15 protein-coding genes and 2 pseudogenes are annotated in these 23,136 nt (G+C 42.6%); 11 read left to right on the top strand and 6 right to left on the bottom strand.

Going from position 1 to position 23,136, the window contains the following annotated elements; translation table 11 throughout:
* Nucleotides 1-4: 4 nt before the first annotated feature.
* The 8 genes and pseudogenes from malQ (at nt 5) to VHE99_08785 (ending at nt 16,250) form a co-directional block, all read left to right on the top strand.
* Nucleotides 5-2,044 (top strand): annotated as a pseudogene (malQ, locus tag VHE99_08750) (4-alpha-glucanotransferase).
* A 108-nt stretch (nt 2,045-2,152) separates the two neighbouring features.
* A complete protein-coding gene (gene glgB / locus VHE99_08755) occupies nt 2,153-4,030 on the top strand; it encodes a 1,4-alpha-glucan branching protein GlgB (protein HVV69101.1) in 1,878 nt (625 codons plus the stop codon).
* 195 nt (nt 4,031-4,225) lie between these two features.
* Complete coding sequence (locus VHE99_08760) at nt 4,226-6,409, top strand: bifunctional alpha,alpha-trehalose-phosphate synthase (UDP-forming)/trehalose-phosphatase (protein ID HVV69102.1); 2,184 nt, start codon at nt 4,226-4,228, stop codon at nt 6,407-6,409.
* Nucleotides 6,410-6,516: 107 nt separating this feature from the next.
* Nucleotides 6,517-8,367: a malto-oligosyltrehalose trehalohydrolase gene (gene treZ / locus VHE99_08765; protein HVV69103.1), complete on the top strand. Its 1,851-nt coding sequence runs from the start codon at nt 6,517-6,519 to the stop codon at nt 8,365-8,367.
* 74 nt (nt 8,368-8,441) lie between these two features.
* Nucleotides 8,442-10,841, top strand: coding sequence for a DUF3536 domain-containing protein (locus tag VHE99_08770; protein HVV69104.1), 2,400 nt, complete (start codon nt 8,442-8,444; stop codon nt 10,839-10,841).
* Between the two features lie 17 nt (nt 10,842-10,858).
* Nucleotides 10,859-13,165 (top strand): malto-oligosyltrehalose synthase, encoded by a 2,307-nt coding sequence (treY, locus tag VHE99_08775; protein HVV69105.1) that lies wholly within the window; start codon nt 10,859-10,861, stop codon nt 13,163-13,165.
* A gap of 25 nt (nt 13,166-13,190) precedes the next feature.
* Complete coding sequence (locus VHE99_08780) at nt 13,191-15,140, top strand: glycoside hydrolase family 15 protein (GenBank protein ID HVV69106.1); 1,950 nt, start codon at nt 13,191-13,193, stop codon at nt 15,138-15,140.
* 216 nt (nt 15,141-15,356) lie between these two features.
* Entirely contained in the window at nt 15,357-16,250 is an 894-nt protein-coding gene (locus tag VHE99_08785; protein ID HVV69107.1) for a DMT family transporter, read from the top strand.
* 76 nt (nt 16,251-16,326) lie between these two features.
* Here VHE99_08785 and VHE99_08790 read toward each other — a convergent pair whose 3' ends face one another.
* The 3 genes from VHE99_08790 to VHE99_08800 form a co-directional block, all read right to left on the bottom strand.
* Nucleotides 16,327-16,698, bottom strand: coding sequence for an endonuclease domain-containing protein (locus VHE99_08790; GenBank protein HVV69108.1), 372 nt, complete (start codon nt 16,696-16,698; stop codon nt 16,327-16,329).
* Nucleotides 16,699-16,776: 78 nt separating this feature from the next.
* Complete coding sequence (locus VHE99_08795; GenBank protein ID HVV69109.1) at nt 16,777-17,067, bottom strand: type II toxin-antitoxin system HicB family antitoxin; 291 nt, start codon at nt 17,065-17,067, stop codon at nt 16,777-16,779.
* Between the two features lie 93 nt (nt 17,068-17,160).
* Nucleotides 17,161-19,506: an inverse autotransporter beta domain-containing protein gene (locus tag VHE99_08800; protein HVV69110.1), complete on the bottom strand. Its 2,346-nt coding sequence runs from the start codon at nt 19,504-19,506 to the stop codon at nt 17,161-17,163.
* A gap of 230 nt (nt 19,507-19,736) precedes the next feature.
* On the opposite strand from VHE99_08800, the gene VHE99_08805 reads away from it, so the two are divergent.
* Nucleotides 19,737-20,012 (top strand): type II toxin-antitoxin system Phd/YefM family antitoxin, encoded by a 276-nt coding sequence (locus VHE99_08805; protein ID HVV69111.1) that lies wholly within the window; start codon nt 19,737-19,739, stop codon nt 20,010-20,012.
* Nucleotides 20,012-20,446 (top strand): annotated as a pseudogene (locus tag VHE99_08810) (PIN domain-containing protein). Before VHE99_08805 ends, VHE99_08810 begins: the two are co-directional and overlap by 1 nt.
* Nucleotides 20,447-20,460: 14 nt before the next feature.
* Here VHE99_08810 and VHE99_08815 read toward each other — a convergent pair.
* The 3 genes from VHE99_08815 to VHE99_08825 all read right to left on the bottom strand — a co-directional run bounded on the left by VHE99_08815 (nt 20,461) and on the right by VHE99_08825 (nt 21,607).
* Entirely contained in the window at nt 20,461-20,742 is a 282-nt protein-coding gene (locus VHE99_08815; GenBank protein ID HVV69112.1) for a hypothetical protein, read from the bottom strand.
* An 80-nt stretch (nt 20,743-20,822) separates the two neighbouring features.
* Nucleotides 20,823-21,035 (bottom strand): helix-turn-helix transcriptional regulator, encoded by a 213-nt coding sequence (locus tag VHE99_08820; protein HVV69113.1) that lies wholly within the window; start codon nt 21,033-21,035, stop codon nt 20,823-20,825.
* 11 nt (nt 21,036-21,046) lie between these two features.
* Entirely contained in the window at nt 21,047-21,607 is a 561-nt protein-coding gene (locus VHE99_08825; GenBank protein ID HVV69114.1) for a DUF2975 domain-containing protein, read from the bottom strand.
* A gap of 352 nt (nt 21,608-21,959) precedes the next feature.
* Here VHE99_08825 and VHE99_08830 point away from each other — a divergent pair, with 352 nt between their 5' ends.
* Nucleotides 21,960-23,105 carry a cupin domain-containing protein gene (locus VHE99_08830; protein ID HVV69115.1) on the top strand — a complete coding sequence of 382 codons (1,146 nt, stop codon included), beginning with the start codon at nt 21,960-21,962 and terminating at the stop codon, nt 23,103-23,105.
* The last annotated feature ends 31 nt before the right edge of the window (nt 23,106-23,136 follow it).

The following is a 23,136-nucleotide window of genomic DNA, read 5'->3' on the forward strand; positions in this document are numbered from 1 at the left end:
TAACATGAATAAATCACAAACCAGAATACTACACGAACTCGCCAATTGCTACGGCGTACAAACCGCCTACTATGACGTATTTCGCGCAAGAAAAACCGCATCCAACCACAGCCTATTCAATGTCTTAAAATCCTTACGCGTCCCCGTTGAAACCGAGCATGATTTAGCCAATGCTTTACATGAGTTTTACCAAACCAACAATCAGCAAAAAGTCCAACCCGTACTCGTCGCCTGGGATGGCACACTCACCGCCGTCCCCTTACGCCTCACACAGCAAGAAGCGCATCACACGATACAATGTCGCTTGATTTATGAAGATGGTGCAGAAACCTCCTGGGATATCGATCTGTCTACACTACCTGTCATCAATAGCTCAACCTTTGATGGTAGCGATTATCTGCTCAAAACTTTTGCAATAACCCACACCCTACCCTGCGGGTATCATCGATTATTAATACAAACCCGAAAAAATCTATTCGAAACACTCATAGTCTCTGCACCGTTACAAGCTTACCGCCATCCTACCCAACCTATTGCAAAAAGTTTTGGCCTATTTACCCCAATATACGCGCTACATTCACAACACAGCATAGGCTGCGGTGATCTGACCGATTTTAAAAAACTAATTTCATGGACTGCGCAACAACGCGGCAAATTTGTTTCCACCACCCCTTTACATGCTGCATTTTTAGATGAACCTTGCGAATTCAGCCCCTACTCTCCAGTGAGCCGCTTATTCTGGAATGAACTCTTCCTTGATATCACCGCTATCCCAGAATTCGAGGGAGAAATTCTTCCCGATGCAGTCAAAGCATTAAACGCCAGCCAATGGGTGGAATACCAAAAAATCATTGCGCTAAAAAGACACGTGTTAGAGCGCATGTGTCAAAAATTTTCAACTACCCCCGGCCGTCGTGAAGCCTTTGAAAACTACTTAAAGAAGCATCCCGAAGCTAAAGATTACAGCGCTTTCCGCGCCGCTTGCGAGCTGCATAAACAACCTTGGATAAAATGGTCAGAAGCACAACGCCAAGGTAATTTACCTACTGACATAGTTAACGACAAAAATTATCACTACCATTTATACGTTCAATGGCAAATCCAAGAACAATTAGAAAATGTAGTTAAACACGCTAAAGCCATCTCTACTTTTCTGTATTTGGATACACCTTTAGGCGTGCATCCACATGGCTATGATACCTGGCGTTTTCAACAAGATTTTCCCCAAGGCGCCACCGCAGGCGCCCCGCCCGATGGTGGATTTCCCCTAGGTCAAAATTGGGGCATCGCGCCATTACACCCAAGCAGCATACGTAGATCACACTATCAATACTTTATCCAATGCTTAAAAACTATCATGCCACAACATGATTTGCTACGCCTCGATCACGTGATGAGCTTACACCGCTTATATTGGATTCCAGAAAACTGCCAACCTCACGAAGGCGTCTATGTACATTATCCCGCCGAAGAGTTATACGCAATTCTCAGCCTAGAATCGCATCATCATCAAGTGGGATTGATTGGTGAAAACTTAGGCACGGTGCCAAGTTACGTCAATCAAATGATGCGTGCGCATCATATCGACCCCATGTACGTGCTACAGTATGAGCTGGACTCCAATCATCCCATCACGAAAAAAATGTCCAAAAATTGCATTGCCAGCTTGAATACCCACGATATGCCGCCATTTGCCGCTTACTTACAAGGCTTGGATATTCAGCAACGCATTGAAGTGGGTGTATTAGATCCTTCAGCGAAAAAAACTGAATTAACGCAACGACAAGATCGGTTAAAAATTTTAATGACAACCATTTCTTCATCTGCCACCCGTTCACAAAATTCCATTCAAGAAATTGTATTCAACACATTAACTTTTCTCGCTGCCGAAAAAGCCCAATATTTGCTCATCAATCTCGAAGATCTATGGCTAGAAACTACCCCACAAAATATTCCCAGTTTACCCGCAGACAAAAGCCGCAACTGGCAACATAAAAACCGTTACGCTATAGAAGAATTTGAAAAAAACCGTCATATCACGCGATTGCTATCAAGCATAGCAGAAGCCAGAACGCTCACAAAAGTACCGAAAAAAACCAAAACAGCAAGAACCTTACCCGAAGCTAAGCCAACGGTAAATCATACCGTTTCACTGATTACCGCAGATGATCTCTACCTATTCAATGAAGGCAACCACTTTCGACTCTATGAAAAACTCGGCGCCCATCCCATCATCTATCAAGGCCAAGCAGGTGTGTATTTCGCCGTATGGGCTCCTAATGCCCAACAAGTATCCGTTATCGGCGATTTTAACGGCTGGAATCGACATAGCCATATCCTCAAACCCCGAGAAAGTTCCGGCATCTGGGAAGGCTTTATTCCCGAATTAAAAACCGGCACGGTGTATAAATATTTTATCCGTTCCCATCATCTAAATTACCAAGTTGAAAAGGCCGACCCCTTTGGTTTTTATCATGAAATACCGCCAAAAACTGCTTCCATCGTGAATGCTTTAAATTATGAATGGCAAGATGCGAATTGGATGCAACATCGCGCGCAATCATTAGATAAACCCATGGCAGTCTATGAACTGCATTTAGGCTCATGGCGACGCTTGCCTGAGGAAAATAACCGCTTTTTAACCTATCGCGAAATTGCACCCTACCTGGCCGAATATGTGAACAAAATGGGCTATACGCACGTAGAATTCATGCCACTGATGGAACATCCTTTCTATGATTCCTGGGGTTATCAAATTACCGGATATTTCGCACCGACTTCACGTTACGGCACGCCGGAAGATTTTATGTATCTCGTCGATTATCTACACCAGCATGAGATTGGTGTGATTTTAGATTGGGTGCCTTCACATTTTCCTTATGACCAACATGGCTTAGCTTACTTTGACGGTACCTCGCTGTTTGAACATGCTGACCCGCGCCAAGGTTTTCATCCCGATTGGACTTCCGCCATTTTTAATTACGGCCGCAATGAGGTGCGCGCATTTTTAATCAGCAGCGCCCTATTCTGGTTAGATAAATATCATATCGATGGCTTGCGTGTTGATGCTGTCGCTTCCATGCTTTATTTAGATTACTCACGCAAAGCCGGACAATGGTTACCCAACGCCTATGGCGGCCGAGAAAATTTAGACGCCATCCATTTTTTACAGCGCCTAAATCAAGCCATTTACCAACATTATCCCGCAGTACAAACCATTGCCGAAGAATCCACCGCTTGGGGTGGTGTATCTAAACCAACTTATATTGGCGGCCTGGGATTTGGTCTGAAATGGGATATGGGTTGGATGCATGATACTTTGAACTATCTTGCCCATGATGCCATCCATCGTAGCTATCATCATAATGAAATGACTTTCAGAATGATTTATGCCTTTACTGAGAATTTCATGCTGCCGTTATCGCATGATGAAGTGGTACACGGTAAAAGTTCTTTATTGGGTAAAATGCCCGGCACAGATTGGGATAAATTTGCCAATGTGCGTTTATTGCTGGGGTATATGTATGCGCAATCTGGCAAAAAAATTATTTTTATGGGCAATGATATCGGTGTGTGGAACGAATGGAATTGCAACCAGAGTTTAGATTGGCATTTACTCGCTTATGCCCCGCATCAAGGATTGCAAAAATGGGTACAAAAATTAAATCATCTCTATAAAAATGAACCCGCACTGCACAGTTTAGATTGCGATCCCAAGGGATTTGAATGGATAGACGGCAGTGATAAAGACCATAGTGTTTTATCTTTTTTACGAAAAGCATCTGACAAGGATGTCATTTTAGTTATTTTGAATGCAACGCCCATGTGTTGGCAAAACCATCGCATTGGCGTGCCTTTTCGCGGCAAATGGCTGCAAATTGCTAACAGCGATGATAATGAATACGGTGGCAGCGGTAATGGTAAACAGGAGTTTATTATGACCGAGGATATGCCGTTTCATTTCCGGCCATTTTCTTTAAATTTAAACTTACCACCGTTAGGAGTTGTTTTTTTTAAATTTTCACAATAAACACTCACCCCCTTTGAAAAAGGGGGTCGTAGGCCGTAAGGCCTACGGGGGGATTTAAAAAGCTGATGAGTACTAACACACAATATTTAGCACCCAAAACTCTTTAAATCCCCCTCAGGCCTTACGGCCTTCGACCCCCTTTTTCAAAGGGGGTGAGTAGATTATTTTTCACAGTAATTAAAAAGGATTTTAATTATGAGACTTATCATCATTTCCAATCGACTACCCGTCACCGCAGTGGCAAGTGGCGATACATTCACCTTCAAACAAAGCATAGGCGGTTTAGCCACCGGCTTAAATGCCTATCTACGCAGCTTCACAGCAGCCGGCTCTGAATACCTATGGGTAGGTTGGCCAGGCGCCACCATCAAAGCCAATGACGAAGCCAACGTCAGCGAACAACTCCAACGATTCAACTGCCATCCAATATTTATCACCGAAACCATGATGGAAAAATTCAATGAGGGTTTTTGCAACAAAACCCTGTGGCCGAATTTTCATTATTTCACCTCTTATTATTCCTATGAAGAAGAACAATGGGCAACCTACAAAAAAGTCAACGAATTATTCTGCGAAAAAATTAAAGACATTCTCAAACCCGGCGATACGGTCTGGATACACGATTATCATCTGCTACTCCTACCACAATTATTACGCGATAAAATAGCCGATTTAACCATTGGCTTTTTCCTGCATATTCCTTTTCCATCCTATGAAATTTTTCAGATTTTACCGAAAAAATGTCGTAATGAAATATTACAAGGCATGCTTGGCGCTGATCTAATTGGCTTTCACACCTGCGAATACAGCCAGCATTTTAAAAAATCCGTACGGCGCTTATTGGGCTATGAACCACATATGGATTACTTCAATACGCAAAAACGCTTAATTCACATCAATACCTATCCCATGGGCGTTGACTACCACCACATTCAAAAAATTGCCCAAGCCACCACAGCCAGCACAAAACAACAATTACTCGGCGTTAACCAAGAGATCAAAACGATTTTATCCATCGATCGCCTCGACTATACCAAGGGCATACCCAACCGCCTCTTATCCTACGAAAAATTTTTACAAGAAAACCCAAAATGGCACAGAAAAGTGGTCTTGGTATTGCTAGTTGCCCCATCTCGCGAAGGCGTCAGCCATTATCGCAAAATGAAAAAATACATTGATGAATTAGCCGGCTGCATTAATGGTAAATTCGGCGATATCAAATGGATGCCGATCATCTACCAATACCGCTCATTCACCCAAGAGCAACTCACTGAACTCTATGCCATTAGCGATGTGGCTTTGGTCACACCCTTGCGCGACGGTATGAACCTGATCGCTAAAGAATATGTTTCTTCGCGTATTGATGGCAAAGGGGTGCTCATACTCAGCGAAGCGGCTGGTGCTGCTAAAGAATTAGTCGATGCCATTATCATTAATCCCAATTGCACTGAAGAAATCGCAGCTGCTATCAAGCAAGCACTGGAAATGCCGGAAGATGAACAGGAAAGCCGCATTGCCATGATGCAATCGCAGTTAGAATCTAGCGATGTGACACGCTGGGGCTCCAATATTATCAATGAACTGCAACTCATTAAAAATAAACAAACTGCATTAACTGGAGATTTTTCCAAACCCGAAAATATTGTACAACATATGAAAGAACATAAAGTCAGCGGCAAAAAATTATTATTACTGGATTATGACGGCACGTTGACTCCTTATGTCGCAGACCCTAAACAAGCAATACCTAGCAGCGAATTGCTAACTATCTTAAGTTCGATTGCAGCTGATGAGAATTCTCGGGTAGTGATCGTCAGCGGACGGGATAGAGAAACCTTAGAACAATGGCTAGGCGATTTAAATATTGATTTAGTCGCTGAGCACGGTGTCTGGATCAGAGAAAATAATGCTTGGCGATTAAGCAAGCATTTGTTAAAGACCTGGGAACCACACGTCATTAATATTTTTGAAAAATTTGTCGGAAAATTACCGGGGACATTTATTGAAAGAAAAGATTTTTCTATTGCCTGGCATTATCGTAATGCCGATGCTGAAGAAGGTAAACAATTAGCTAAAGAACTCGCAAATCATTTGCTGAGATTAAGTGCCAGAGGTGATGTACGCATATTATTTGGGAATAAAGTGGTTGAGGCAATGTGTTCCGGTATTGGTAAAGACATTGCGGCAAGACAATTTGTTGAGCGGGAAAATTACAGTGTGATTTTGGCCATGGGTGATGACGTGACGGATGAAGATATGTTTAGGGTGTTACCTGAAAAAGCCTTTACCGTAAAAATCGGTTCTGAGGTAACTTCGGCAAGATTTCGTGTGCCAGAGCAAAGTGATGCTTTGCGGATTTTGAGTAATTTTATTCCCTAGAACAGCCGTGACTTATTCCCTCTTACAGCCATGACTTTTTTCCTTCTCCCCTTGTGGGAGAAGGAAAAAAGTCATGGCTGTAAGAGGTAAAAAAAATGGAAACCCACATGAAACCAAACTTAAATTTAACCCTAGGCGCATTGCCCCTATCAGAAGATAACTATCATTTTCAGGTATGGGCACCCTATCATCCAACCCTGGCACTAGAAATTACCCAAAACGCAAAATCACACTACTACCCCATGCAACGCGATCCACACGGCGTATTTTCCATCCAAGTACCAAAACTCAGCCCAGGTGCTTTATACCATTACTGCTTTTCCGAAAACCAAAAACGCCCCGACCCTGCCTCGCGTTATCAGCCACAAGGCGTATCCGGCCCTTCATGCCTAGTCAATGCAGATTTCCCCTGGACAGATAGTCATTGGTCTCGCCCAACACTAGATCAATACATTATTTATGAACTGCACGTAGGCACCTACACTCCCGAAGGCACATTCAGCGCAATCATACCGCATCTAGATTCATTGCATGAATTAGGCATCACCGCCATAGAACTCATGCCGGTTGCACAATTTTCAGGTTATAACAACTGGGGATACGATGGTGTCTTCCCATTTGCCGTACAAAATTCTTACGGTGGTCCCGATGGATTGCGCGAATTAGTCAATGCCTGTCATGAAAAAAATATCGCCGTCATTTTAGATGTGGTTTATAACCACCTAGGTCCCGAGGGAAACTATTTTAACGAATTTGCTCCGTATTTTACCGATCACTATCGCACCCCCTGGGGTAGCGCCCTAAATTTTGACACCGCACACAACCATCACGTCCGACGCTATTTTATTGAAAACGCCCTGCATTGGTTTAGCGAATATCATATCGATGCCTTACGCCTAGATGCCTTACATGCGATCTATGACGCTTCAGCCTATCCGTTTTTACGCGAACTCGCTGACCACAGCCATGCTTTTGCTAAAAAAAATAAAAAACCTAGCTATTTAATTGCCGAAAGCGATCTCAACGATACCCGCTTATTATTACCTGCCAAGAAAGGCGGCTATGGCCTAGACGCACAATGGAACGATGATTTTCATCATGCACTGCATAGTTTATTAACCAAAGAACAACACAGCTATTACCAGGATTTTGGCGACATTGCTGATTTTATCAAAGCCTATCGCGAAGGCTTTGTTTACTCTGGCCAATATTCAAACTATCGTCAAAAACCGCATGGCATTTCTTCAAAAAAAATTCCCGCATCACGCCTGGTCGTTTTCGCACAGAATCACGATCAAATCGGCAATCGTTTGCATGGCGATCGTTTAGCGCAGAATCTAACCCCAGAACAACTGCGCCTCGCCGCTGGATTAATGATCTTATCTCCTTATATTCCACTGTTATTTATGGGCGAAGAATACGCTGAAACCGCACCATTTTATTTTTTCACCAATTTTAAAGATGAAAAACTCATTCACGCAGTCAGAGAAGGTCGAGCGCGTGAATTTTCTTGGCAAGGAGAAATACCCGACCCACAGAGCCTTAAAACTTTTTTAGCAGCCAAATTACATCATGATTTAAAACAGCAAAAGGCTAATCAACAGATTTTACAATTTTATCAACGATTAATTCAGTTAAGAAAATCTCATCCGGTCTTAACCAGTTTAAATAAAGAAGAACTGAAGATTCATTTTGATAAACATTCAGAGGTTATCTGGATAGAAAGACAACACGTCCATGAAAAACTAATCATAGTTTTTCATTTTAACGCGCAATTAACCACAGTGAATTTACCTGTGAAAGGATTACATTGGGAAAAAATTCTCGATTCAACGGAGAGTATTTGGGGAGGTACTGGCAACCATATCCCTAAGTCCATTGCTGCTAGTGAATTTTTCTCATTATCATTACCGGCATTTGCGTTGGTAGTTTTCTCCAACTCAACACAGAATACTTAGCATTGGCGGCCAAATAAGGCTGTTGTGCCGGATAAGTAGCAACCAACAAACATCATCAAAACACGGAGTTCATCATGAAAAAATACATCTGCATCCACGGCCATTTTTACCAGCCGCCGCGCGAAAACCCCTGGCTGGAAGCCATAGAACTCCAAGACACCGCCTTCCCCTATCACGATTGGAACGAACGCATCACCGCCGAATGCTACGCCCCCAACTCCGCATCACGCATCTTAAATGAAAATCACGAAATCACACAAATCGTCAATAACTACCAAAGCATCAGCTTTAATTTTGGTCCTACTTTGATTTCCTGGATTCAAGAAAAACACCCCGAATTACTCAAAAAAATTATTGAGGCCGACCAAAACAGCCAAGCACAATTCCAAGGCCACGGCGCCGCCATAGCCCAAGCGTATAACCACATGATACTGCCGCTATCCAACACCCGCGACAAATATACCCAAATCCTCTGGGGCATTCGTCACTTCGAAATCTATTTTGGCAGAAAGCCAGAAGGGTTATGGCTACCTGAAACCGCAGTCAACCTCGAAACCCTAGATATCATGTCCGAAGTAGGAATTAAATTTACTATCCTCGCCCCCAACCAAGCTAAAAGAGTCCGCAAACTCGATGGCCTGCATTGGCACAATGTCGGCGATAAAATTGATATCACTATGCCTTATTTACAAAAACTCCCTTCAGGACGTTCGATTGCACTGTTTTTTTATGATGGTCCAACTTCACGGGCACTAGCCTTTGAAAACCTATTACAAAGCGGCAATGTCCTCGCCGATCGCTTAATCGAATTATGTAATTTCTCACGTATGCATCCGCAGCTCATTCATATTGCTACCGATGGTGAAACCTATGGACATCACCACGCTTTTGGCGATATGGCGCTGGCTTATGCCCTGCACTATATTAAAGAGCAACAAGTCGCAGACATAACCATCTATGGACAATTCTTAGAACATAATCCGCCAACACATGAAGTGGAAATTCATGAAAACAGCTCCTGGAGCTGTGCTCATGGCATAGAACGTTGGAAATCCGATTGTGGCTGCAATAGTGGTGGCCATTCCGGCTGGCGACAACACTGGCGCGCTCCATTGCGTGAAAGTTTAGATTGGTTGCGCGATAGTTTGATACCTGTGTATGAAGAACATGCCGGCAAGTATTTGCGTGATCCGTGGCAGGCACGCAATGATTATATTGAAATCATCCATGACAGGAGTCCCGAAAAACTTGCCGATTTCTTAGATAAGAACGCTATCCGAGAATTAACGGAGTCTGAAATTGAAGAAGTGTTAAAAGCACTGGAAATGCAGCGTCATGCCTTATTAATGTATACCAGTTGTGGCTGGTTCTTTGATGAATTATCCGGAATTGAAACCGTACAAGTCATCGCTTATGCGGCTCGCGCGATTCAATTAGCGCATAGCTTTTCTGACACTGATTATGAAAGTCAGTTTTTAGAACACTTAGCGAATGCACCCAGCAATATCCCAGAATATGAAAACGGACGCAAAATCTATGAACGCTTTATCAAACCCATGCGTCTTGAACTCCCTGCGGTGACTGCACATTACGCCATCAGTTCAATTTTTAAAGACTATGATGACCATACCGAGATTTATTGTTATAACGTTGAAAGACATTTTGCACAAACTGCAGAATCCGGAAAAATCAAACTTAAAATCGGCGCAGTTCGTGTCAGTTCAAAAATCACCAGAGAAACTATATTTACTGATTATGCGCTGATACATTATGGCGATCAAAATTTACTCTGTGGTGTGCGCACCTTTCAAGATGAGGCTGCCTATCACGGAATGGAACAGGAATTATTGAATGTTTTTTCGCAAGGCGAGTTCTTGGAAATCACTAAACTCTTGGAAAAATATTTCGGTTCATCGCTTTATACTTTGAAAAATATGTTCCGCGATGAGCAACGCATTGTTATCAATGAAATCCTCAAACTTCCACTGTCAGAAGCGGAATCTATGTATCGATTTTTCTATGACAATCATGCTTCGATCATGAGCTATGTTAACAACCTATCTATCCCGTTACCTTTGACATTACATAAGACCATTGAATACGTTATCAATTCAAATTTAAAGCAAGCCATTCACGAAGATATTCTTAATCTAGAAAGGATTGAACAGTTATTTGCTTTGGCAGAGAAATTTCACACAGAATTTTACCATACTGAAATCGAATTCTTATTGCAACAACAGATGGTGACTGTATTTAAAAATTTTCAATCTAATCCATTTAATGAGGAATTATTAAAAAAATTAATCAACTTGCTTGAGATTTTAAATAAAATTAACTTAATCATTAATCCGTGGCAAGTACAAAATATTATGTATCATTTGTCTATGGAAGATAGGATTAGAAATCAAGCGGATGAGGGTTATAAGAATTTGTTTAGACAATTATTGCAGCAATTGAAAATGAATTTGTTTTAGCTCTTACAGGAACCCCCATGCAAATACCCGCATCAACCTACAGAATACAACTCAATCAAAATTTCAATTTTGCCAAAGCAGAGGCTGCTCTACCCTATTTGCACAAATTAGGCGTATCCTGGATCTATTTATCCCCCATCATGACAGCCAACCCCGGCAGCCTGCATGGCTATGATGTGACCAATCCTAATCAAATTAGCCGCGAAGCAGGTGGAGAAGCTGGATTTACTGCATTTTCCCATTCGCTTAAAACATTACACATGGGATTATTAATCGACTTCGTCCCCAATCATATGGCCGCATCTGCAAATAACCCCTGGTGGCACGATGTCATCAAACGAAGAGATCAATCCCAATACGCAGCGTTCTTTGATATTTCCTGGGATGCCTCAAACAGCGAAAAAATTTCCTACCGGCGTTTCTTTGACATCAATGAATTAATCTGCCTTCGCATGGAAGACCCAGCCATTTTTAATGCCACCCACCCACTCCTATTGCAATTAATCCACAACCAGCAAATCACCGGTATACGCCTCGATCATATCGACGGATTGAAAAACCCTGAAGCCTACCTGAATTTATTAGCAAACAAAATCTCTCAACCTGTTTACACCGTTGTTGAAAAAATCCTCGCTCGTAATGAACATCCACCCGCGAGCTGGCATATCGCTGGCACTACCGGATATGATTTTACCAATGAATTAAATCAAATATTTGTCAATCCTGCTGGCTACTTGCAACTGCTAAATTTCTACGAAAAACAAACAGTGCTAAAATACACCATTGCCGAAATTCGTTACCACAATAATCAACTGGTCATTAAACGCTTATTTAAAAATGAATTTAAACATTTGATTGATTTTTTTGCCGAAATTGCCAAGACTGAAGGCCATGTTTTTAATAAAGCAGATATTGAAAAACTACTTTTAGAAATTTGCGCAAGAATTCCAGTGTATCGAACTTATATACACAACCATTCAATCAGCCCACAGGACAAAAATATTATTACCACAATATTAGACAGTGTAGAAAAAAAATCGATCCATCCAGTCTGCCTGACTTTTTTTCAAAATGCCGTCCAAGGTCATTTAACCCCTGCTGCAAATAACCTTTGGTTACAGTGGCTAGAAAAATGGCAAGTTTTTACCGGCCCCATGGTAGCCAAAGGTTATGAAGATACGACCTGTTATCAATTTAATCCCCTACTTTCTTTAAATGAGGTAGGCAGCGAACCCTTGTATTTTAGTACCAAAACCCTTGGTGATTTAACACTGTTTCATCAATATAACCAATATAAACAATCACATTATCCCTACAGCTTAAATGCCACCTCAACACATGACACCAAACGCAGTGAAGATGTGCGCGCCCGGCTGAACGTGTTAACTGAAATACCGGACGAATGGACTCAGGCAGCCACACGTTGGCGGCAGTTGAATGTAGCCAAAAAAATAATCATCCATGGCCAGCTGGCGCCTGATGTGAATGATGAACTCATGTTGTATCAATCCATGCTAGGTGCATGGCCACTATTTCCACACCAGGTGTCAGAATTTATATTACGTCTACACACATTTTTAACCAAAGCGTTACGCGAGTCGAAAGTCCATTCAACTTGGTACCAACCGAATATTGATTATGAGGAAGCAACGCTCGCTTTTTGTGATGCCTTATTCACTGAAACTGCTGACAATCATTTTTTACCTGATTTTATAGAGCTACAACAAAAACTGGCGTTTTTTGGTATGTTAAATTCACTGACCCAAACTGCTGTAAAAATTGTGAGTCCCGGGATTCCTGATATCTATCAAGGTAATGAAATATGGCAATTTGATTTGGTTGACCCAGATAATCGTCATGTGGTTGATTTTAATTATTTAGCTGAATTATTAGATTCCTTGTTCGATATTGAACTAGAAAATAATTTGCTCACAGCTTGGACTGACGGACGCATTAAACTTTATTTGACTTATTATTTGCTCAATTTCCGCCGTAACCAGGCGGAACTTTTTTCTCAAGGAAAATATATTCCTTTAGAAGTGGCTGGGATAAAAAAGCAGCATGTGATTGCCTTCGCCAGATGCTATAAAAATCACTGGGTTTTTATGATTGCTACGCGTTGGTGTACTGGCTTATGCGCTGTAAACCAGTTTCCATTAGGCATGGAAATCTGGGGTGACACACAAGTGATTTTGCCGCCAGAAGCACCGCGGCACTGGCGGTCAGTTTTGACAGAAACTGAGGTAGCTGATGGGAATTTTTGTCTCATAGGTCAATTATTAAATAAATTTCCAGTGGCTATCTTCCACGCAAACGAAGGATGATGGCCATGCAAAAAAGGACACGCCCATGAAAACCATTTCCCCACAACCCGCCATTAGCGACTACGCCCACATCGGCGACTGCCATTCCTCAGCTTTAATTTCCAAACGCGGCTCCATAGACTGGTGTTGTATGCCAAGGATAGATAACGCCAGTTGTTTTGGGCGTCTTTTGGACTGGGAAAATGGTGGCTTTTGTCAACTCGTCCCCAAGCATTCATTTGAAACTGCGCGCTCATATATTGATGGCACCATGATTCTGCAAACCTTGTTCACTACAGAAAAAGCCCAAGCACGGCTCATCGATTTTTTCCCTATGCGCAAAGGGGGTTCACAAACACCCCATCAACAAATTATCAGAATTGTCGAAGGCATCCATGGCAAAATGAAATTCAATCTGCATATAGCGCCGCGCTTTGATTATGGCGCGATTAAACCTTGGATACGTCGCTATAAATATACTTCGTTCATCGCCTTGGGCGGCAGCAATGGATTACTGATATCGGGCGACATGCCCATGCGCCTACAAACGCCCCACCAATTAACCTCAACCTTTTATATAGAATCTCAAAAACGGCTTTACCTATCTTTGATTTACAGAAAACCCGAAGAGCTGGACGCTGAAGACGTCGAAGTGCCCGCTGTAGATGAATTGGACTGGCGGCTTTATCAAACACAAAACTGGTGGCGCAACTGGATTTCACAAGGCAATATCCCACAATCCTTTGCTGTAACTGCCGAAAGTCAGCGTAAATCAGGCATGACCGAACAATCGAGCAAAACCACCGCTACCCAATCGACGACCCCAACAACTGACAAGACATCCACCGCGATCGCAAGTCCCTATGCAGCATTGCTAACACGTTCTGCCCTGGTGTTAAAAGCGCTATCCAATGCACCAACTGGCGCTATCGCTGCTGCAGCTACGACTTCATTGCCTGAATGTCATGGTGGCTCAAGAAACTGGGATTACCGCTATAGCTGGATTCGTGATTCTTATTTTACGGTCAGGGCATTAAGCTGGTTGGGATTTGATAAAGAAACTGATGGCTTCCGCCGCTTTATTGAACGCAGCAGCCATAGCAGCACAGATGGTCTTAAAACCTTATACGGTGTCGGCGGTGAAACGCGCCTACACGAATATACACTGCCTGAATTAAGTGGTTTTCACGGCGCCAAACCCATCAGAGTAGGCAATGCCGCTATCGATCAATTACAACTGGATATTTTTGGTGGATTGCTGGATTTAGCCTTAAGTAGCGTGCGAAGCGGTAATTCCCTCGGCCAAGATTATTGGAAATTTTTAATGCAAATTATCAGCACAGTAAATGCCGTTTGGCACCAACCAGATTGTGGCATTTGGGAAATGCGTTGTGAACCGCGGCATTTTGTCCACTCAAAAGTCATGTGTTGGGTGGCATTAGATCGAGGTATCAAATTGACGGAAGTTTTAAATAAAGATGTTCCGCTGGAACAGTGGCGGCAAACACGTGAAGCCATTCGAAAAGCAGTAGAAGAAAATGGTTATGATAAAGAACGCGGGGTTTTTATCCAAGCCTTTGGCTATTCGCAAATGGATGCAGCACTGCTATTGCTACCGATGTGGGGTTTTCTGGAATATACCGACCAGCGCATCGTACGCACTGTCGATGCTATTATGCAGGATTTGAGTGAAGATGGACTGCTACACCGTTATCCTATCGGGAGTGATGGATTAGAGGGAGTTGAAGGGGTATTTTTACCCTGTTCATTCTGGCTAGTCATCTGCCTTGCTCGTCAAGGCCGATTAGATTTAGCACATGAAATTTTTCAACGCACGATTGCAACCGGTAATGAATTGGGATTATTTTCGGAAGAATATGATACTAAAGGCAAGGAGATGCTGGGTAATTTTCCACAGGCGCTGACGCATCTTTCGTTGATTGCGGCAGCATTGAACTTGCAACGTGCGGAATTGGCAAGTTCTCACCCCCTTTGAAAAAGGGGGTCGAAGGCCGTTAGGCCTGAGGGGGGATTTATGACCGAAGGAAATCCACCGGAAAAAGCTAGGAGTACTACATTAACAATATTAGGCACCCAAAACTCCTTAAATCCCCCCGCAGCCTAGGGCTGGCGACCCCCTTTTTCAAAGGGGGTGAAGCGCCATTTAATGATATAATACATCGCCACTAGCCTTATAATTTGGAAACACAACATGAAAAAAGCCACCACCGCCACCGCTTATCTTCTCTTTGGCACCTTGTTATGGGGCATGACCTTTTCTTTCATCAAAGATGCTGTGGGCAGCATGAATGCTTTTAACTTTTTATTCTGGCGTTACAGCATTGCCAGCTTACTTCTGCTGCTGATTTTTTTCAAAAAAATTCACCTAGTCAATAAAAAATTAATCTTGCAAGGCGTGTGGTTAGGATTATTGTTGGGTGGCACTGTCATTTTTCAAACCATTGGCCTCACCTCTACCACTGCTTCAACAGCGAGTTTTATCACGGGTTTATCTGTGATTATGGTGCCACTTTATTTCTGTATGCTTCATAAACGCTGGCCGGCCATTAACATTACCGCCGCGGTGGGTCTGACTATCATCGGCATCTGTTTAATTTCGCTTAATTCTGCCTTGGATGTAAATAGAGGGGATTTTTGGATTTTATTGTGCGCCATCTGCTTTAGCGCCTATATCATCGTGACCGGTAAATTTTCTCACAGTGGTCATGCCTTCACCTTAACCTTTGTGCAATCATTAACTATCGCTGTAATAGCTGGTGTGATTAACTTATTTAATAAGAGCTTTACCATCCCAGTTGCAATGAATCTCTGGGTATCTATTCTATTTTGCGCTATTTTTGCCTCAATTCTAGCTTGCTATCTACAAATTCGTTTTCAGCGCTATCTCACTGATACTAAAACCGCGATTATTTTTGCCTTAGAGCCGGTGTTTGCAACACTAACTGCGGTGGTTTATTTGGATGAAAATCTGACGGTGAAATTCCTGATTGGGGCGGGTTGTATATTTGCGGGGATGTTGTTGTCTGAAATAAAATTGAAGGAGAGGTCTGCTTCAGTCACCCACTTTGAAAAAGAGGGTGAGTAGTCAGTCACCCCCTTTGAAAAAGGGGGTGAACAGTCGCCCCCCCTTAGAAAAAGGGGATGAGCAGTCAGTCACTCCCTTAGAAAGAGTGAGCAGATAGAATAAATACTTCTTCAAAAATTTTATCGATCACTGCTTCCGTATATTGCAATACTTCCAAATTATCAAACCGTAAAACTTTTAAGCCTAATCGACTTAAATGACTATCTCTTTTTAAATCCTTTTCCTTATACTCTGCTTCAAAATGCTGGCCTCCATCTAGTTCTATCACAAGCTTGGCTGCAGGTGCGTAGAAATCAACGATAAAATTTCCAATTGGCTTTTGTCTATAGAATTGAATATTCCTAATTTGTTTACGTCTGAGCTTCGACCTCAACAATTGTTCTGCATCTGTTAAATTGGAACGCAGTTTTCGTGCATTGATTTTATTTTTGTGCTGGTAACTTAACATAATTATTTAGCTTCCTTAAGCTCTTAATCCCCTGCAGCCTTACAACTGTGTCCATTTTTTTTCTAAGGAAGTGATTATTTACTTCATCAAAACAATAGGCTTTAATTCAATGTAATTGTCATGATTAAATAGCAAATCTTTATACACTGAACTTTGCATTATCTTTTCTAAAGAAGTAGGCTCCGGCAATGTTTCACCAGCATCCAATAATCCTTCTATATGAAAAATAATACCCTCTCTTGCATTCTCCAATGCTGAAGCAGGCGTATTACCTCCAAAAACACAACCTGGAAAATCAGGAAAGATAACACCATAATCAGCGTCTTTTTTCCTCACTCTATTTACCAATGCGACATATATCAATGACATAATTCTATCCTCATCTTACTCTGCTATCTAAAGTGGCTACTCTTTGAAAAAGGGGTATTTTAAAGAGGAGATCGATTGACACCCCAAAACTCTTCAAATCCCCCCGCAGGCCTTGCGACCTGCGACCCCCTTTTTCAAAGGAGGTGAACAATTACCATTAATCTTCCTCGCCACCGCTTCCCCACCCGGAGCAGACGCATAGGCGTTGATATTTGACAAACTTGTATCAGCATCATGGATAACCGATTGTGACCACAATGAATTAATACCATAAGCCTGGGCGTAAGGCTGATTACCGTCGGCATTCGCATTGGCACTGATCCGACTATTTTTGGATAAATTCACGGTGCTGAACCCATCGAGGTTAATGCCCTGGGTTTTAACTGTGTTAAATCCTTTTGAGTCTTGAATCACACCTTGCACCATGATACTGCTTTGATCCTCAAGGTTGACGGTATTGTTACCCGCTACGGATATGCCGTTGACAAAATCAAAATTACTGGTGGCGTTATTATTTATATGCGCCATAGTCATCACAGAACTGTGATCCATAAGATTGACGGTATTGACACCCTGCAAAGCACTGATACCGTTAACATAAATAGTATTACTTCTGCCACCTTCAACATCAGCTAATACATTGACCGCAGCATTATCCTTGAGACTGATATGACTGACGTTGCCATGCGTCACGATGCCAAACTCATCTACCTCGTTATGCCCTTTAGAATCAGGAGAAATATAGCCTGATAGATTAATACTGCTATTACCAGCAAGCGTAATTTCATTATCATCACCTTCAGCATCGATACCACTGGTGTTATGCGAACTAAAACTCCCCCTGCCGTTAAAATCCAGATTCACATTGACTTGGCTGTCCGTTAAATTGATACGATTACTGCTAATGCCTTGCGCTTCAATGCCAATGGCTGAAAAATTATTATTCGCACCGCTCGCACTGACATTCACCCGACTATCTTTCAATGTAATTAAAGCATTTTGACCATACGCGTAAATGCCAGTTGCCAAATTGCTGCTATCACTATACGCATTGATTTCTGAATCATGCGTGACATATAAAGTACTGTCTTGCATTTTTACGCCAGCTGTATAGCTTTGCGCGCCGTCTATTGCGCCTATTTGTGTATGATTTAACGTGACGATGCAGCCTTCCGCCAAAGTCAAACCGGACTGAAATGGATTTTGTTTACTATTATTCAGAATGATGGAGTTCAATGTATCTACACCGTTTAATGCCAACGCGCCGGTAAATGTCGCACTTTGTAGTGGACGATCATAATCGCTAGAACGGCCAAACAATCCATCATTGGTTAATGCCAATGGTAAAGTGTCTTGATCGGAAGTGGTCTCGCTGTGATATTGCCCTGGTTTAAAATAAAAATTCGGATTGGCTGGCGCGATACTATTGATGCCATTGACCGTTTGCTGATCAAATCCAGAGCAAGGATGTTCCGCCGTGCAGCTGGAAGCATCTTGGAAGGAACTGCCACCTTTAGGTTGGAAAAACCAAATATTGTCTCTTTCCACGACCGATGAAGCCACCACCTGCTGCCGTGTCACCACCGGTTCGCCATTGGCTTGCCCTTCGGTCGCCAAATGCCGCTCGACTGGTTCTAACAAGCGATTCTGTATGGGCTGCATAGCATCTCGCGGAGCAGAATTCACACCACCTAAAGTCAGACTCACGCCTAGCAACAGAGTGTTATGACGCTGATTATCATAGCTATCTCGCATATTCACACCCAGATGTGCATTGATGGGATATTCCACACGACTGCTTATACCGTTAATTGCAGAGGTGTTTTCAGGATTGAAGTGATAGCCTCCCACATACCATCGCAATCCGGGAATACCTGGAATCTGTCGACCCGCTTCCGCATCTACACCCCATCCCACCGATTCATATTCTTGTAAAATCGCATCCCATTGGGTATGACCATGAAAATGCAGATAATTATAATTATCAAAATGATCTGCAAAACCTGTGCCAATATATTTTTGTTGACTGCTGATAGGCACATAAGCATTGGCGCGGAAATCCCAGTTTTTACCTAAAGATTCTATACCGGGATTCATAAACCAAAATAAATTATCGGCGGATGACCGGTTACCATCAGCAAATAAATAAGCGCCGAGGATGCGCTCGTTATGAGTGACTGATCGTACACCCACACCTAAACTGCCTAGCCAATCAGTTGCAAATGTTGTTTTGCCTTGCGCATCGGCATAAAAAATACTGTCGGTGTTTCCATAGATCGGCAACATGGCATCGCCTTCGGCTAATAAATGCTCACCGGATAATCCCCATAAGCTAAGTCGTGGTGGCAATGGAATGTATGCATTTTCTGCTGTAGCAGTTTTTGTGATTGAACACATCGCAATACAGGATATTAATAATCCACTCAATAATTTTTTCATGTTGTGATAATCCTTGAAAAGTCAGTCGTGCGAAACGCGGCGAAGTTGCGTAATGGGTGGTGGATTATCTGTAGAGATTTTTAGGATGACAATACCGTAATTGCGTAAAAATGATTGAATTCTCTTAGAAGCCGCGCAAATTCATGCCAGGAGTTGTGGGATTAATTTTGACAAAAGACCATTCTTTTGCTATTGTGTACACAACGGTACATAACTAGAGGAGTATTTTTGTGGAACCTAATGTAGTAAAAGTGGGTATGCGTGAGTTTCGCTCACATTTGCCGCAATATTTATTATCTTCATCTCCAATAGCGATCACTCGGCATGGGGAGACTATGGGTTTTTACATACCAACTCGTCATCACCCTGAACTAGCTGAATTAGAAGCTTTAAAGCAGGCGGCATCACAACTTGAAAAGCTACTAGTATCTAAAGGTGTTACGGTAGATGAGCTAATAGCCGAGTTTAATCACCTACGAGGTCGGAAGCGTAAGGAAGAACGCTAATGACATTACAGCCAATTGTATTAGACGCCAATATTCTCATACGAGCTGTTTTGGGGAATAAAGTTAGGAGTTTACTGCTAACATTTAACAAAACGGTCGAATTTTTTGTTCCAGATGTTTGTTTGGAAGATGCGGAAAAATATTTGCCTATCATTTTTGAAAAACGTGCTATTCAAACTGATTTACCACTAATTGTGCTTTCTAAACTTAAACCATTGCTGCAAATAGTCGACGAAAGCTTTTATCAAGAATATGCTGAAGAAGCTAAGCAAAGACTCAAAAAACGTGATTTGGATGATTGGCCGGTGATTGCAACGGCATTAACTCTTAACAGTGCTATTTAGACAGAAGATCAGGATTTTTTTGGTTCTGGCATACCTGTTTGGACAACAGATCGTATCCATCTTTTTTTCAATCATTTTAAAACCATTTAATCCACTTTTTAAAACTACTGCCCACTATTCCATTGCATCTGGACATCATTACCCGATCCGGGAATACCATAACCTACACCTGCCTGTGGGCTGACTTGTGCATTGCTGCTATCCGAGGATGCACCCGGTCCCGTACCACTGGACTTATTCAATGCACCCCCCACATTCATTTGCAAACCGCCATTCAAATCAGGAATAGAAAGCGCAAATGGATCATTGTCGGTAGGCTGAGCAGCCTGTGCGCTAAGACAAACAGGCAAAGCCAAAGCTGCAATGAAATATAGACTTTTTTTCATGTTATCCCTCAAGGAGTAGTAGATATCAGGTGGGAGAATAACACATCTCGCCTGCATGAGGAAAACAACCCACGCCAAGATCAAGATTCCTCATCCGGCCGATATTCTAAAATATCCCCTGGCTGACATTGCAGATAATCACAAATCGCATTCAATGTACTTAAGCGAATCGCCTTAGCCTTGCCGGTTTTTAAAATCGATAAATTTTGCTCCGTGATATCAATCGCCTCTGCCAACTCCTTAGAGCGGATTTTCCTTTTCGCCAGCATGACGTCAACATTAATGATAATCATGGTTTATTCCCCTAGATGGTCAACTGCTGTTCTTCGCGCAAGCGACAGCCTTCGGTCATTATCCAAGAAACAAGGATAATAATGAACGCGGTGAGTACCATAGAAAGATCAGTTCCAGAAACAGTGATGGTCGCATAACGATGCCCATGGCCATTGCCCCAAGTCAGAAGTGCTGTTAAAAATCCATCGCTTAACGGCCGCACTATCTGAAATATCAATAATGCATAGCCGGTCTTTTTGATATATTTCACATTTTGCAATGAGAAAATTTGCCCTTGTTCATACAATTTGAACAATCGGATTAGAAAATAAACAATTAATTCTAATAGCAACATGGGAATGGCGCTGACTAAACCACTATAAATTCGTGTGGAGACACTGAGTGGGTGTAAAATTTCAGTTCCCTTAGGGATTACATTGATAAAAAAGCCAAATTTCCCAGAAACATCGATGGGCATAGGGGCATTGATCCATGCTAAGATGTGGACAATAGGTATTACTATAAACAATATTTGAAATAACCAGCGGAATATTCGGCTGACTTTTTTAATTCGGGTTTGTATGGGTGTCATGTGAGTGTCTCCAAGGATAAATCAAGTGTTAGCGTCAGCACTGGAAGCCCCTCTCCCCTAAGCACTGTATCCCTTCTCCCGCTTTGCGGGAGAAGGTGCCCGAAGGGCGGATGAGGGAGCTTGGATTGGCTTTTGCCAGGTAATTCTGCTCAACAAAAGCCAATCCAAACTCCCTCACCCCTGCCCCTCTCCCGCAAGCGGGAGAGGGGAATACAGTGCTTAACTTAACGCCTATGCCCACGAGGGGGAAAGGAATACAGTGCAGCTTTAAACAGCAATCAAAATATATTTAATTAATTATCGAATGTCAATAATATTTTAATATAATAACATGATTTATAGGTTTTAAAACATGCTAAACCCCGCCCCCTTCCTAAACCCCGAAGACTTCTTCCACAACTATTGGCAACAAAAACCCCTATATATCCCCCAAGCCTTCCCCAACTTCAATTCCCCCTTATCTGCGGATGAACTAGCCGGCCTAGCCTGCGAAAAAATCGTTGAATCTCGCATAGTACTGGAACAAGGCAAAACCCCCTGGGAACTGCGCCACGGCCCATTTAAGGCCAAAGATTTCCAAAAACTCCCACCTTCCCATTGGACTTTACTAGTCCAAGCCGTCAACCATTGGATTCCTGGCGTGAGCGATCTACTCAACCCCTTCAATTTCCTGCCCAGGCACTACCTGGACGATATTATGGTCAGTTACGCCGTTGAAAATGGCGGTGTTGGCGCACATTTTGATTATTACGATGTGTTTATCCTACAAGGTACCGGCCGCCGCCACTGGCGCCTCGGTGATATCTGCTCACCCCAAACCGCAACTCGCGCCGACACCCAACTGGGTATTTTGCAGGAATTTAACACCCGGGAAGAGTTCACCCTAGAACCCGGCGACCTGCTATATATCCCACAGCAGCAAGCCCACTGGTGCATAGCCCTGGAAGCGGGTTTGAGCTATTCCATTGGCTTTCGCACCCCCTCACAGAGTGAGTTACTGAGTGGTTTCTGCAATGAACTACTAAGCGGACTAGACGAATCACAACGCCTACAGGTCATGCCCAACGGCTCTATAAGCATTCCCGCACAATTAAGCCCCGAAACCCTAGCCACAGCCCAACAAACCCTGCAAAATCTGCTAGAAAAGCCACAACTGCTGCTCGAGTGGTTTGGCCGCTTGATCACCGAACCTAAATATCCTGAACTAGAAACAGAAGCCACTCACAAAGCACCCAACCTCGATACCCAGCTGAAAAAACATACCTTCCTCAGACATAATGAAAGCTCGCGGTTTGCCTATTATGATGCCGGGGAGACTATCCACTTATTTATCGACGGACACAGCGAAAAACATCCAACTTCTATGCATAATTTCATAGCCCTACTTTGCAACCAGCGTCAATTAGCCTGTACTGATTTGCGGGATGCGACTCAAAATACCAGCTGCAAACAGCTGCTGGCGTCACTGGTTAAACGTGGGGTTGTTTACTTTTGTTAGATTTTAATAATTCTAATGTTTAATATTTTGT

Source organism: Gammaproteobacteria bacterium (assembly GCA_035546635.1).
GTDB lineage: Bacteria > Pseudomonadota > Gammaproteobacteria > JAURND01 > JAURND01 > DASZWJ01.

Excerpts from the sequence above, each read along its gene's own strand:
- VHE99_08780 (HVV69106.1), top strand. The coding sequence starts at position 13,191 with ATGAAAACCATTTCCCCACAACCCGCCATTAGCGACTACGCCCACATC.
- treZ (HVV69103.1), top strand. The coding sequence starts at position 6,517 with ATGAAACCAAACTTAAATTTAACCCTAGGCGCATTGCCCCTATCAGAA.
- VHE99_08760 (HVV69102.1), top strand. The coding sequence starts at position 4,226 with ATGAGACTTATCATCATTTCCAATCGACTACCCGTCACCGCAGTGGCA.
- VHE99_08825 (HVV69114.1), bottom strand. The coding sequence starts at position 21,607 with ATGACACCCATACAAACCCGAATTAAAAAAGTCAGCCGAATATTCCGC.
- VHE99_08820 (HVV69113.1), bottom strand. The coding sequence starts at position 21,035 with ATGATTATCATTAATGTTGACGTCATGCTGGCGAAAAGGAAAATCCGC.
- VHE99_08790 (HVV69108.1), bottom strand. The coding sequence starts at position 16,698 with ATGTTAAGTTACCAGCACAAAAATAAAATCAATGCACGAAAACTGCGT.
- VHE99_08795 (HVV69109.1), bottom strand. The coding sequence starts at position 17,067 with ATGTCATTGATATATGTCGCATTGGTAAATAGAGTGAGGAAAAAAGAC.
- treY (HVV69105.1), top strand. The coding sequence starts at position 10,859 with ATGCAAATACCCGCATCAACCTACAGAATACAACTCAATCAAAATTTC.
- VHE99_08800 (HVV69110.1), bottom strand. The coding sequence starts at position 19,506 with ATGAAAAAATTATTGAGTGGATTATTAATATCCTGTATTGCGATGTGT.
- VHE99_08830 (HVV69115.1), top strand. The coding sequence starts at position 21,960 with ATGCTAAACCCCGCCCCCTTCCTAAACCCCGAAGACTTCTTCCACAAC.
- VHE99_08785 (HVV69107.1), top strand. The coding sequence starts at position 15,357 with ATGAAAAAAGCCACCACCGCCACCGCTTATCTTCTCTTTGGCACCTTG.
- VHE99_08815 (HVV69112.1), bottom strand. The coding sequence starts at position 20,742 with ATGAAAAAAAGTCTATATTTCATTGCAGCTTTGGCTTTGCCTGTTTGT.
- VHE99_08770 (HVV69104.1), top strand. The coding sequence starts at position 8,442 with ATGAAAAAATACATCTGCATCCACGGCCATTTTTACCAGCCGCCGCGC.